The 12,802-nt window shown below is 60.7% G+C and carries 15 protein-coding genes; 3 read left to right on the top strand and 12 right to left on the bottom strand.

Annotated features, from left to right (window positions below; genetic code table 11):
- Nucleotides 1–105 precede the first annotated feature (105 nt).
- Complete coding sequence (locus tag AC2FNZ_RS05105; RefSeq protein ID WP_496839744.1) at nt 106–807, top strand: SDR family NAD(P)-dependent oxidoreductase; 702 nt, start codon at nt 106–108, stop codon at nt 805–807.
- Between the two features lie 8 nt (nt 808–815).
- Here the strand turns inward: AC2FNZ_RS05105 and AC2FNZ_RS05100 are convergent, their stop codons facing one another.
- The 10 genes from AC2FNZ_RS05100 to yajC all read right to left on the bottom strand — a co-directional run bounded on the left by AC2FNZ_RS05100 (nt 816) and on the right by yajC (nt 7,782).
- Complete coding sequence (locus AC2FNZ_RS05100) at nt 816–1,355, bottom strand: DsbE family thiol:disulfide interchange protein (RefSeq protein ID WP_496839743.1); 540 nt, start codon at nt 1,353–1,355, stop codon at nt 816–818.
- Complete coding sequence (ccmD, locus tag AC2FNZ_RS05095) at nt 1,348–1,506, bottom strand: heme exporter protein CcmD (protein ID WP_005982370.1); 159 nt, start codon at nt 1,504–1,506, stop codon at nt 1,348–1,350. Before ccmD ends, AC2FNZ_RS05100 begins: the two co-directional genes overlap by 8 nt.
- The gene (locus AC2FNZ_RS05090; protein WP_170402381.1) at nt 1,503–2,276 is read right to left on the bottom strand and encodes a heme ABC transporter permease; all 774 of its coding nucleotides are present in this window, start codon (nt 2,274–2,276) and stop codon (nt 1,503–1,505) included. The genes ccmD and AC2FNZ_RS05090 overlap by 4 nt, the downstream gene beginning before the upstream one ends.
- 59 nt (nt 2,277–2,335) lie before the next feature.
- Complete coding sequence (gene ccmB, locus AC2FNZ_RS05085) at nt 2,336–2,992, bottom strand: heme exporter protein CcmB (protein WP_093962439.1); 657 nt, start codon at nt 2,990–2,992, stop codon at nt 2,336–2,338.
- Nucleotides 2,989–3,603: a heme ABC exporter ATP-binding protein CcmA gene (gene ccmA / locus AC2FNZ_RS05080; protein WP_496839742.1), complete on the bottom strand. Its 615-nt coding sequence runs from the start codon at nt 3,601–3,603 to the stop codon at nt 2,989–2,991. The genes ccmB and ccmA overlap by 4 nt, the downstream gene beginning before the upstream one ends.
- A gap of 125 nt (nt 3,604–3,728) precedes the next feature.
- Nucleotides 3,729–4,082, bottom strand: coding sequence for an Mth938-like domain-containing protein (locus AC2FNZ_RS05075; RefSeq protein WP_093962441.1), 354 nt, complete (start codon nt 4,080–4,082; stop codon nt 3,729–3,731).
- Nucleotides 4,083–4,090: 8 nt separating this feature from the next.
- Nucleotides 4,091–4,837: a TSUP family transporter gene (locus tag AC2FNZ_RS05070; RefSeq protein WP_496839741.1), complete on the bottom strand. Its 747-nt coding sequence runs from the start codon at nt 4,835–4,837 to the stop codon at nt 4,091–4,093.
- Nucleotides 4,830–5,798: a protein translocase subunit SecF gene (gene secF / locus AC2FNZ_RS05065; protein ID WP_496839740.1), complete on the bottom strand. Its 969-nt coding sequence runs from the start codon at nt 5,796–5,798 to the stop codon at nt 4,830–4,832. Before secF ends, AC2FNZ_RS05070 begins: the two co-directional genes overlap by 8 nt.
- 1 nt (nt 5,799) lies before the next feature.
- A complete protein-coding gene (gene secD, locus AC2FNZ_RS05060) occupies nt 5,800–7,461 on the bottom strand; it encodes a protein translocase subunit SecD (RefSeq protein ID WP_093962444.1) in 1,662 nt (553 codons plus the stop codon).
- A gap of 33 nt (nt 7,462–7,494) precedes the next feature.
- Nucleotides 7,495–7,782 (bottom strand): preprotein translocase subunit YajC, encoded by a 288-nt coding sequence (gene yajC, locus AC2FNZ_RS05055; protein WP_093962445.1) that lies wholly within the window; start codon nt 7,780–7,782, stop codon nt 7,495–7,497.
- Nucleotides 7,783–7,985: 203 nt separating this feature from the next.
- On the opposite strand from yajC, the gene AC2FNZ_RS05050 reads away from it, so the two are divergent.
- A complete protein-coding gene (locus AC2FNZ_RS05050) occupies nt 7,986–9,647 on the top strand; it encodes a mechanosensitive ion channel family protein (protein ID WP_496839739.1) in 1,662 nt (553 codons plus the stop codon).
- 85 nt (nt 9,648–9,732) lie between these two features.
- The gene (serS, locus tag AC2FNZ_RS05045) at nt 9,733–11,025 is read left to right on the top strand and encodes a serine--tRNA ligase (protein WP_170418196.1); all 1,293 of its coding nucleotides are present in this window, start codon (nt 9,733–9,735) and stop codon (nt 11,023–11,025) included.
- A gap of 57 nt (nt 11,026–11,082) precedes the next feature.
- Here serS and AC2FNZ_RS05040 read toward each other — a convergent pair whose 3' ends face one another.
- Together AC2FNZ_RS05040 and AC2FNZ_RS05035 are read right to left on the bottom strand one after the other, a co-directional pair.
- On the bottom strand, nt 11,083–11,646 hold the full coding sequence (locus tag AC2FNZ_RS05040) for a helix-hairpin-helix domain-containing protein (RefSeq protein ID WP_496839738.1): 564 nt from the start codon (nt 11,644–11,646) through the stop codon (nt 11,083–11,085).
- 90 nt (nt 11,647–11,736) lie between these two features.
- Complete coding sequence (locus tag AC2FNZ_RS05035) at nt 11,737–12,723, bottom strand: fatty acid desaturase (RefSeq protein ID WP_170358693.1); 987 nt, start codon at nt 12,721–12,723, stop codon at nt 11,737–11,739.
- Nucleotides 12,724–12,802: the final 79 nt, after the last annotated feature.

Genomic DNA, 12,802 nt, shown 5'->3' with positions numbered 1-12,802 from the left:
TACAAAGCCAAGAACACAAGGGCGCCCCGACCGGGCGCCCTTTTTCGTTTCAGGTCTAGCCACTATCGCGTTGTGTTCCGTGCAGATAAGCGGTCTGCTGGGGGCATGGAAAAAGTTGCCTTGATAACTGGTGGTGCTCGCGGAATTGGCAGGGCCATCGCGGTTGATCTGGCCGTGGATCATCGCGTCGCCCTGACGTGGCACAGGGCCGAACCGCAGCCCTTGCCCGATGACCGACCGGCCCTGACCCTGCACAGCGATCTCACGCAAGAAGGTCAGCCAGAAGACGTGGTGCGCCGCGTCATCGACAGGTTCGGCCGGCTGGATGTGATCATCAACAATGCCGGGCTGGTTCAGGCCACGCCAAAGGAACGGTTCAGTCAAAAGGACCACAGGGCCATTCTTGATCTCAACCTGCTGGTACCGGCCGCGCTGCTGGCTGCCGCGTTGCCTCACCTGCAGCGGGGAGCGTCGATTGTCAGTATCTCGTCAGTCAATGCCCAGCTTCCCCCGCGCGACGCCGCGACCTATGGGGCCAGCAAGGCCGCGCTGAACTTGTGGACCCGCGCCATGGCGAAAGAACTGGGGCCGGACGGCATTCGCGTCAACGCGGTGGCACCCGGAGCGATCAACATCCCCGAAGCCCCCAGACCCGACGATCTGACCGACTTGTTCGTTCAGAACACCGCGCTGGGGCGTGTTGGCACCCCCGAAGACATCGCGCGCGCAGTTCGCTTCCTCGCATCCGAGGACGCGTCATTCATCACCGGAGAGGTACTGACCGTCTCTGGCGGGTATCGCCTTTAGCCTCGGCGTTACTGCGCGGCGGCTTTTTCCAATGCGGGCCGGATAGTACTCTCGATCACGCGCTGGGTGATCGGGCCGGCAAACCGCAGGATGATCGTGCCGTCACCGTCGATCACGTAGGTCTCGGGCACGCCGTAGACGCCCCAGTCCAACCCCATGCGGCCATTTTCATCGCGCCCGATGGCGGCATAGGGATCGCCCAGTTCGCTCAGGAAAGCGTCGGCGTTGGCCAGTTTGTCTTTGTAGTTGATGCCGTAGACCGGAATACCTTCCTGCGCCAGTTTCTCGAGGTTCGGATGCTCGGCCCGGCAGGGAGCACACCAGCTGGCCCAATAATTCACCAGCTTGACCTGGCCGTCGCGCAGGGTTGCATCGTCGAACCCCTGCTTGCCTGGAAACTCGGTCAGGACAACGGGCGGCGCGGGCTGGCCTTCGCGGGCCGACGGCAGCGCGTTTGGGTCTTCGCGGAACATGCCGATGGCCGCAAGCACGGCGAAGGCGCCGAAAATCAGCGGCGGAGCAATCATCAACGGCGAGATCTTAGCCATTGCGCGACATCCTCTGTTCGATCTTTTCCATCTCGGCCCGGACCTTGCGACCGCGAAGGATGCTGAAAACCACCAGCGCCACCAGCAGCACGATCGAGGCCGCGTAGGACGACAGAACCGTTTCGGCGTATTTGCCCAGATCAGGCATCATCCGTTTACCCTTTCCCGTGCCAGCAGCGCCTTGATGCGCCGCGCGCGGATTTCGGTGCCGGTCCGGTACAGGACCAGCGCGATGAACAGCAGCACGAAGCCGATGATGCAAGTCAGCAGCGGGTAGAAGAACACGTTGCTGACTTTCTCCTCGGGATCCGTTCCCGTGATCGCGCCTGCGCGCATCACCGATGCGCCCTGGTGCAGACCCTGGTTCCAGAAATTCACCGCATAGCGGCTGAGGATGGCAAAGACCGAGCCCACGATACACAGGACCGAGGTCAGGTCCGCCGCCGTGTCGGGGTCTTCGATCGCCTCCCACAGGGCGATGTAGCCCAGATAGAACAGGAACAGGATCAGGAACGAGGTCAGGCGCGGATCCCAGGCCCACCAGGTGCCCCACATGGGCTGCCCCCAGATGGCGCCGGTGGCCAGCGCGATCAGGGTCATCACGATGCCGATCGGCGCTGCGGCGCGTGCGGCAAGCGCGCTGACATGGTGGCGACGCACCAGCCAGACCAGCGAGGTGACCAGCATCATCAGCCAGCAATTGATGGCCATCAGCGCCGATGGCACATGCAGGTAGATTATCTTGACGGTCGACCCTTGCTTGTAGTCATCCGGCGTGAAGAAGAACCCCCACACCAGCCCGACGACCAGAAACAGGGCCGAGCTGATCCAGAAGAACGGCAGAACCCGCTCGCTGGTGGCGAGGAACTTGCGCGGGTTGGCGTATTCCCACAGGGCGTTGGCTTTGGCTGCTATCGACATGGGCCTTATCTAGTCCGAGTCGGGGTGTATCTCAATTGACATCGGTCAACGTGCCCCACTCATCTGAGGTTGATGCGCAGAACCGCCGCGCTGGCAAAAGGCAGAAGGGCAACCGTGGCGGCGGTGATCCCGGCCAGCATCAGCAGCGGGGTCTGAACCTCCATCCCGGTGGCACCGCGACGGGCCACCTCGGCCCCGAAGATCAGCGTGGGCACATAGAGCGGCAGCACCAGCAGCGACAGCAGCAGGCCTCCGCGCTTGAGCCCCACAGTCAGGGCTGCGCCGAAAGTGCCGATCACGCTGAGCGCGGGCGTGCCGATCAGCAGAGAGACGACCAGCCAGCCGAAACCGGGGCCGGGCAGGTTCAGCAGCACCCCCAGCACCGGCGCGGCCAGCACCAGCGGCAGGCCGGTGGTGATCCAATGCGCCAGCGCCTTGATCGTGACCACCGATTCCAACGGCAGCGGCGCGGTGGCCAGCAGATCGAGCGACCCGTCCTCCCAATCCAGTGCCAGCAGACGATCGAGCGACAGCAGACAGGCCAGCAATGCGCCCAGCCACAGCACCCCCGGCGCGATGGTCGCCAACAGCGAGGATTGCGGACCCACCGAAAACGGCACCAGAACGGTGACGATCAGGAAGAAGGCCAACCCGAGGCCGAACCCTCCCCCCGCGCGGAAGGACAGTTTCAGGTCACGCAACAGCAGGGCGATCACAGGAAGCCTCCGTCGAAGTCATCCAGCGCTTTTGGTCGCGCCTTGTTGGGGCCGACATCCAGGACCTCACCATCGAGGCCCAGGTCGATATGGGTGGCAATCAGGGCCGAGCCGCCCTGCCCCAGATGCGTCCGCACCGCATCGGCGAACATCGCCACCGCGGTCTTGTCCAGTGACACGGTGGGTTCGTCCAGCATCCAGATCGGGCGGCCGGTCACCAGCATACGCGCCAGACCCAGCCGGCGTTTCTGACCCGCAGACAGGTTGCCCGCGTGACGATCGGCCAGTTCGTTCAGCGCAAAGGCATCCAAGGCGGGCTGAATGTCGCGCGTGCCAAAGACCGAGGCCCAGAAGGTGAGGTTTTCGGTCACGGTCAGGGTGGGTTTGAGCCCGTCGGAATGGGCGGCATAGGCAATCCGGTCCTCGGCCCCCTCGATCCGGCCCGAGAGCGGCTGTTGCAGCCCGGCCAGCGTACGCAGAAGGGTGGTCTTGCCGATCCCGTTCGGGCCGCGCAGGATCAGCGCCTTGCCCGGGGGCAGCGCGAAACTGAGGCCTTCGAGCACGGGCACACCCCCTCGGGCGATGGCAAGGTCGGTCACGGTCAGTGTCATGAGACCCGCTTATCCGATTGGTTGCGGGGGAAAAAGGACGGATTTGCCGCAGGGCCTGTTGGCGGGTGGGATGTGAGGGGCCAGCCCCTCACGCTGCCCGGGATATTTGGGGCCAGATGAAGCGGTCAGACTGGCAACAGGGCCAGAGCGATACGGCGCCCCTCGGACAAGAGCACGTTGTAGGTACGGCAGGCGGCGGGCGAGTTCATGATCTCAACCCCGATGCCGGCGTCTTCGAGGGTCGACCGCAAATCAGAGGGTATGTGAGACAGATCAGCGCCGGTGCCGATGAACAGAACGTCAACCTGATTGGCCAGTTCAAGAAGGCTCTGGCTGTCCGTGAAACCGCCCCACGACCCGGTGCCCCCGGGGCCTGTCAGCACACTGCCTTCGTGAACCTCGCCGCCTATGCGGAAGAATCCCGGCCCATAGCCATCGATCGGAACTGCGTTGGTATATGTGATCTCATTCAGGCGCATGTGATCTTCTATCCCCAAAGCGGCAAGCCCGACAAGGCCGCAGCAGCGATGACTGCATAGGCGATCACGCGGTAGACCCGTTCTCTGGCAGGCTGAAACATCCAGCCGCCCAGCCAATTTCCCACCAGATTCGGAACGGCAAGCGCCAGCCCGAGCCCGACAGTCGACCAAGTCAATTGCCCGAACGCGGCGAGATACCCGAAGATCAGAAAATCAAAGGCCAGAAGGAACAGCAGGATGGTGGCCCGAACAATTGCCACAGGCAACGGGCGAGACATGTAGAACAGGATTACCGCCGGACCCGGAATGCCTGCAACGCCCCCCAAAAAGCCTGCCGCAGCGCCGATGGCAGTTACCATGTTGCGCCGGACTGCGCCGTTGTAACGCAGCCCCGAAATCAGCACGACCAGCATGAACAGGGTCACAAGACTGACGGCGTAGCGAAAAACCTCAGGCTGGACTCGGGTCAATATCGACAGTCCGACCGGCAGCAAAAGTGCACACCCGACGACAAGTCGCACGAGATCGCGTTTGTCGACATCAACCCAGGCGCGGCGCAGATTGGGAAGTGGCCCGAAGACATCCATACAGGTCAACGCGATCAAAGCCCCGAACGGACCAAGATAGGGCGTCGACAGCGGCAAAAAGATCAGCGCGGTGCCGAACCCGGAAAACCCACGAACGACTCCGCCCGCGAGGGCTGCAAAAATGATGACGGCCAATCCCGTTGGGGATTGGCCGAACACATCAGGCATCAATATTGGCAAACTGGTTGCCAGCCGTGTTCGACGGCTTGGACCAATCGCGTTTGACCCCCAGCCACAGCAGGATGGTCGAGGCCACGAAGACCGACGAATAGGTCCCCACGATCACGCCCCAGATCATCGCGAAGACGAACCCGCGGATCACGTCGCCGCCGAGCACATACAGCGAGACAAGTGCCAGCAACGTGGTGACCGACGTCATGACGGTTCGGCTGAGCGTTTCGTTGATCGAGATGTTCAGAACTTCTTTCAGGTCCTTCTTCTTGTATTTTCGCAGGTTCTCGCGCACCCGGTCGAACACGACCACAGTATCGTTCAGCGAGTAACCGACGATTGTCAGAAGCGCGGCGATAATCGCGAGGTCGAACCGGATCTGCAGCTCGGAAAAAATACCGATCGTCAGCAACACGTCATGCACCAGCGCGGCGACCGCTCCCAGCGCAAACTGCCATTCGAACCGCAGCCAGATGTAGACCAGCACCGCTCCGATCGCCAGAACCACAGCAATCACAGCTGTTTGGATCAGCTCGCCCGAGACTTTCGGGCCCACGGATTCCACCGAAACGAACTGGATATCTGGGATTACCGCCTGCAAGGCGCCTTCGACTGCCGCGATGGTGTCGGCCGTGACAGACTCGGCACCGTCCTGCGCTTGAATGCGGATCATGGCCACGTTCTCATCAGGCCCGAACGTCGGGTCGAAGATCTCGGTGATGGTGACATCCCCGAGGCCCAGCTGCGCAATGGCGTCGCGATAAACTCCGACGTCCAGTTCCTGCGTGCTCTGCGTCCGGATCGTGGTACCGCCCCGGAAGTCGATCCCGAAGTTCAAACCCTGCAGCATGAACGAAGCGAATGCGATAACCATCATCAGGCCCGAGATGCCCAGCCACAGCTTCCAGCGGCTGAAAAAATCGAACGAGGTGTTTTCGGGTACGAGTTTCAGTCTCATGTCAAACCTCGATCGTTTTCGGGCGGCGCCGTTCGAACCACATGATGATCATCAGCCGCGTCACGAAGATCGCGGTGAAGACCGACGTCAGAATGCCCAGGCCAAGAGTGATGGCAAAGCCGCGAACCGGGCCGCTGCCGATGGCGAACAAAATGACGGCAGTGATGAAGGTCGTGATGTTGGCATCCAGAATGGCCGACAGGGCCTTTTCATAGCCCAGATCGATTGCCCGAGCGGGGCCTTTGGCCGATTTCAGCTCTTCGCGGATACGTTCGAAGATCAGCACATTGGCATCCACCGCCATACCGACCGTCAAGACGATCCCGGCAATGCCTGGCAAGGTCAATGTCGCGCCAATCAATGACAACAGCCCAAAGATCAGCCCGACGTTAATCAGCAAAGCGATGTTGGCGAAGACGCCAAAAAGACCATAGCTGAGCGCCATGAAGATCAAGACTGCTGCAAAAGCGACGGTGGTCGCGACCTTACCCGCGTCGATGCTGTCTTGGCCCAGTTCGGGGCCGATCGTACGTTCTTCGAGGAACTCAAGACCCGCCGGCAGCGCGCCGGCACGCAGTAGAACAGCGAGGTTCGTGCTTTCTTCGACGGTGAAGTTGCCGGTGATGATGCCGGAACCGCCAGGGATATGGCTTTGGATCACCGGAGCCGAGATCACCTCGTCATCCAGCACGATTGCAAAAGGGGCACCGATATTGTCACGGGTGTAATCGCCGAATTTGCGGGCGCCGGATGTGTTGAACCGGAAGCTGACCGCCGGGCGTCCGTTCTGATCGAAGGAAGGCTGCGCGTCGACCAATTCCTCGCCCGTCACGACGGGTGCGGATTCGATGGTGTAGTACACGCCGTTTTCGTCGATCGACGGCACGACCTCTTCACCGACGCCGGGCACGACGTCCGGATCGGTGCCGCGGGCCACGACCGGATTGAAGGTCAGTTGCGCCGTGGTACCGATGATGTCCTTCAACTCGCTGGCACTGCCGATCCCGGGCACCTGAATCAGGATCCGGTCGGTGCCTTGACGCTGGATGGTCGGCTCACGAGTGCCAACCTCGTCGATCCGGCGGCGCACGATTTCCAGAGCCTGACGCACTGTGCGATCATCCGAGGCCAGTTTTTCCGCCTCGGACAGCTTTACGATCAGGGTGTCGCCGTCGGCGCTGACTTCGATATCCGTGGCACCGACCCCGGTCAGCGTTTGCACCTGACGGGCCAGCCCGCGCACCGCTTCCAGAGCGCTTGGCATCCCGTCGGGCTGGCTGATGCGAACCCGAATCTCATCCGGGGCCGAGGGTTGACGGCGGATAGTTCCGACCGTCGCCCTTTCGTCCCGCAGGACATCACGAACTTCAGGCCACATGGCCTCCATCCGTGTCTCGTAGACATCGCCAACCTGAACTTCGGCCAACAGATGCGCCCCACCGCGCAGATCAAGCCCCAGGTTGACCAATGACGACGGCAACCAATCGGGCCATTGCCCCGCTTGCGCCTGCATCTCGGGCGTGTCGATGCCCAGTTCGATGGCGGCCTTGGCGTCGTTCGATTGTTCGACCCGCGTGTAAAACGCGTTCGGCAGGGCCATCAGCAGGCCAACCACGCAGACCAGCCAGATCAGGACCCGTTTCCAGGTATCAATTTGCAGCATTACCCTGCCTTTTCAGGAAGTTGCGACGCGAAATTACTTCGCCGGTTCGGTCTTGTTCAGCACCTGAGCGATGGTCGACTTGACCACACGAACCCGGACACCGTCCGCGATCTCGACCTCGATCTCGTTTTCGCCTTCCTTGACCTTCGACACTTTGCCGATGAGGCCACCCTGAGTGACGACCTGATCGCCGCGGCGCACTGCCTCGACCATGGCCTGATGTTCCTTCATCTTCTTCTGCTGCGGACGGATCAGCAGGAAGTACATGATCGCGAAGATCAGGATGAGCGGGAGAAACTGGGCGATTGCGCCACCTTCCATGGGACATTCCTTTTTTCTTGAGGTCGCGGAGTGAGCACCGCGAATTTGCCGGGAAACTATGCCTTGAAATCAACCTTTGCAAGCGATGCCCGACTTGGCATGCCGTGCAACAGTGTCACGATCCCCGAAGATGATGAATTCCACCGCAGATATCCACTAGGATGGTACGGGGCTTTGGGTATAGTCAAAGTCAGGGAGGACCCATGCGGAGTTTCGTCAAGGCCCCATTTCCATTGGGTGTTTTGCTGTCCATGCTGTTTGCGGCTTGGGCCTGTTCGGTGCCTGTCATGGCACAGGATGCCCCGCAGGACGTACCCGAAGCCGACAGCGCCGCCGCCGAGACCTTCATGGCTCCGGTCATCGTTGACGGCGACACCTTGTTTCACATTCGAGGCTCCAGCGCCCTGCCCGCTCCGGAAAGGGCCGAGAACATTCAGGACGCGATCATCAAGGTCGCCGAATCCTCGGATGCCACGGATGTCGACATCACCTATCAGGACACCGAGATAGGCACCCGCATTCTGGCGGACGGGCAGATGGTCACCATCGTCACCGAGGCCGATGCCGAGCTGGAGCAGATGGAACTGAGCGTCCTGACGGTCTTGCATGGCGACGCCATCAGGGACGCGATCATGGCTTACCGGGCAAACCGCACGGACGAGGCGCGTGTGTCGGGTGCGATCGAAGCGGCGGCGTGGACGTTGGGGTTCATCGTCTTCGTCCTGGTGATCCTGTGGCTGCACAGGCGCGTTCGGCGACGCACGCTGATCTTTGTCCGGCGATACTTGAGGGACGTTGAGGAAGCTACCGCCAAGAGCGTACAGGCCGAGGCGATTGCCGCACTGATCCGATACGGGCTGAATTTTGGCCTGCTGATCATCTTCTTTCTGGGTTTCTATTACTATCTGTCGTTCGTCCTGCTGGCATTTGCCGAGTCGCGGTACTTTGCGCAGCTGCTGCTGACCTACCTGACCGAACCGGTTCTGCTGATTTTCCGGGGTATTCTCAGCTATATCCCGAACATGATCATGCTGGCGTTGATCGCTTGGGTGACGATGTACATCATCAAGGGCATGCGGGTGTTCTTCGACGCGGTCGAGGCCGGCACTTTCGACATGGGCGATTTCGAGAAACATTGGGTCAATCCCACGTTCAACATCGCGCGTGTCGTGGTGATCCTGATCGCCCTTGTCTTTGCGGTTCCGTACATCCCGGGCTCGGACTCGGCGGCCTTTCAGGGGCTGACCATCCTGGTTGGTGCAATGCTCTCGCTGGGCGCGAACTCGGTTGTCAGCAACATGCTGGCTGGACTGTTCGTAATCTATCGCCGCTCTACCTCGATCGGTGACCGCATCCAGATCGGTGAACACATCGGTGATGTGGTGCAGATCAAACTTATGGAAACCCACCTGAAGTCCATCAAGAACGAGCTGATCTCGATCCCCAACGCCCAATTGATGAACTCGGACGTGGTCAATTTTTCCAAGCAGACCGACGGCAAGGGCCTGCTTTTGCACACGACGGTCGGGATCGGCTATGAAGAGCCCCCCGAAAAGGTCGAAGCCATGCTGATCGAGGCAGCCCGCCGTACCGATGGCCTTCGCGCCCGCCCAGAGCCATTTGTCCTGTGGACCGCGCTGGCCGATTACGCGATCGACTACCAGATCAACGCCTACACGACCCGTGGCAACTCGATCCCGCGGATCAAGTCCGACCTGCACCGCAACATCGTCGAGGTGTTCAACGAGAACGGTGTTCAGATCATGACGCCATCTTACGTTGCCGACCCTCCCGAGCCGAAGATCCCGAACCATCCCTGGGACGGTCGACTGGCACATGAAGCGGTTGAAGACACGGACAACTAGGCCGATTTTCCAACCCGGTGCTACACCCTGCCGGTCAGATGGTGCATAAGCGGGCCTAGTGATTCACTTGCCAAGGATCTGACCTATGCACGACATCCGCGCAATTCGCGAAAACCCAGCAGCTTTCGACGCCGCGCTCGCGCGCCGGGGGGAAGCTCCGGTATCGTCAGACCTGCTGCGCCTGGATGAAAGCCGTCGGGCCAAGATTCTGGCAGCCGAAACGGCTCAGGCCGAACAGAACAAGGCCAGCAAGGAAGTCGGCGCAGCCAAGGCGCGCGGCGACGAAGCCGAGTTCGAGCGTCTCCGGGGACTTGTGGCCGAGAAAAAAGCCGAAATCGCCCGTATGCAGACCGAGGCCAAGGATATCGACGCCCTTCTGACTGACCAGTTGGTTCGCATCCCCAACTTGCCGGCCGAGGACGTACCCGACGGCAAAGACGAGAGTGACAATGTCGAAGTCAAACGCTGGGGCACGCCGCGGGACTATGACTTTGAACCGAAAGAACACTTCGAGATCGCCTCGGTACAGAACGGCATGGATTTCGAGACTGCGGCCAAGCTGGCAGGATCTCGTTTCGTGCTGCTGTCGGGCGGTGTGGCGCGCATTCACCGGGCGCTCGCGCAGTTCATGCTGGATACGCATACCAACGAGAACGGTCTGACCGAAGTGAACGGCCCGGTTCTGGTGCTCTCCGAGATGATGCAGGGCACCGGCCAGCTGCCGAAGTTCGGCGAGGACAGCTACCAAACCCGCGAGGGGTGGTGGCTGATCCCGACCTCCGAGGTGTCGCTGACCAACATCGTCAACAATTGCGTCATCGAAGAAAGCTATCTGCCGCGCCGCTACACGGCGCATTCGCTGTGCTTCCGCTCCGAAGCGGGTTCGGCCGGCAAGGACACGCGCGGTATGTTGCGCCAACACCAGTTCGAAAAGGTCGAGATGGTCTCGGTCACGCATCCCGACAAATCGGACGACGAACAGCAGCGCATGCTGCGCTGTGCCGAAGGCATCCTGGAAAAGCTGGGCATTCCCTATCGTACCGTCGTCTTGTGCACCGGCGACATGGGGTTCGGCGCGCGCCGGACTTTCGACATCGAGGCCTGGTTGCCCGGCCAGAACACCTATCGCGAGATCAGTTCGGTTTCGACCTGCGGAGATTTCCAGGCCCGTCGCATGAATGCGCGCTTCCGGCCTGAAGGCGGAGGCAAACCTGAATTCGTACACACGCTGAACGGATCGGGGCTGGCGGTGGGGCGCTGCTTGATCGCGGTTCTGGAAAACGGCCAGAACGCCGATGGCACCGTGACCCTACCCGAGGTGCTTTCGCCGTATCTTGGCGGCAAGCTGACCCTGCAGGCTGACGGCACGCTGGCGTAACTTTTGGCGGTCACCGCACCCGCGACCGCATTGCTTCGGAACAAGGCAAGGAAGTGACTACTTCTTTGCCTTTTTCTTGGCCTTCTTGTCCTTTTTGTCTTTCTTGGACTTACCACTGGCCTTCTCTTTTTCCTTCTTGGATTTCTTGTCTTTTTTCGACTTGGCCTTGGATTTTATCTTTTCCTTCGCCTTCGAGATCGCCGCTTCCATCTCTTTCTTTTTCTTCGCTGCCTTTTCGGCCTTGGCTTTGGCCTTGGCCTTTTTCCGGGCCTTGGCCTCTGCTTCAGCTTGCTCAGCCGCCACCTTGGCCTCTGCCTCGGCTTTCTCGGATGCCATCTTGGCCTCTGCTTCGGCCTTGCGCGCAGCAGCTGAGGTCCGAGGTTGCGCCGCCTTGCGCGTTGGGGCCTTCTGCGAGCGGGTCTTGGCCACGGGTGCAGCGCCGGACGTGGCCTGTTTGGCGGCGGCGATCAATCCGGGCGCCCGGCGCGCTCCGATACCGGGAACGGCGACCAGCGCAGCCGGCTTGGCCTTGGCCAGGTCCTCGGCCGTCTTGAAGCCATTGTCGTTGAGAGCGCGGCCAAGTGCTTCTCCGATGCCGCGAACCTTGGTCACCGCTGTCATTCCAAAACTCCTAAACGATCCGACTTAAAAACTACGTCCGACAGGCCGCAAGACAAGGCTTCGGTCTGCATAACCTTTGGAAAACCGCCTTTAACTGCCCCGGGCCAACTCACCGGTTTCACCCTGCCGCGGAAAGGGAACCAACCGCTTGGCATCTTCATCCCACAGTTTCAGGTTCAGCGCGGCCACCGCCTCGGGAAATTTGATCCGGCGGGGTGTGTATTCAGGTGGCAGGTTGTAGTGACAGGCGCGCAGCCGATAGGACGGGATGCGGGCATTGAAATGGTGGATGTCATGCAGAGTGATGCAGGCGACCGCGTTGTCGAACCACCATCCGAAATCCAGTGCTGACGAGCCCTGAAGCGCAGCCAGTTGCGGGTCCAGATCCGGGCGGCGATCCCAGTAGGTGTCCTCGAAATTGTGCTGAAGATACACTAGAAACACACCCAGCATTCCACCGAGAAACGAGAAGGCCAGCCAGACGAGTATGCCTGTCATGCCAGCAATCCAATACAACAGCCCGAGGAAAACCACGATGGACAGGTTGTGCAGCACGACCCCGCGGACGCCGAACCGCACCGTGTTTTTGGGCCAGCGATAGCGGATGAAATAGGTGAACAGGGCCCCGACCGGCACCAGGATGAAGGGATTGCGGTAAAGCCTGTAGAACAGACGGGTTTTCCAATCCGCTTCATTCCATTCCCGCAAGGTCATCGTGTTGATTTCCCCGGTCTCCCGATGCTCGAGATTGCCGATGCCCGCGTGATGCAGATTGTGGTTCTGTTTCATCACTTCGAACGGAGCGAAGGTGAACGGCGACAGCACGTGGCCAGCCCATTCATTCTGCCGTCGGGTTTCGAACAGCGAATGATGACCGCAATCATGCTGCAGAACATAGAGACGCACTGCCGAAAAGGCGAACACGATCCCAGCCGGGATCATGATGAACCACTGATCCACATAGACGATCGCCAGCGTCAGCGATGCGAAATACACCACGAACGTCCCGAAATAGCTGAGCGCGGCCAGCCGATTGTCCTGCACCGCGTACTGTCTCGTATATTCTCTCAGGTCCATCCAGCCCGCTCCCCACGATGGTCCGGTTCAATAGTCCTTGCGAAATTTTGCACGTCACTGGCACGCGCAAATCGCGCGC

The sequence above is a fragment of the Ruegeria sp. SAZA006 genome, assembly GCF_059613465.1.
The sequence above is the reverse complement of the archived record's forward strand: the minus strand, read 5'-3'. Positions and strand labels throughout refer to the sequence as shown.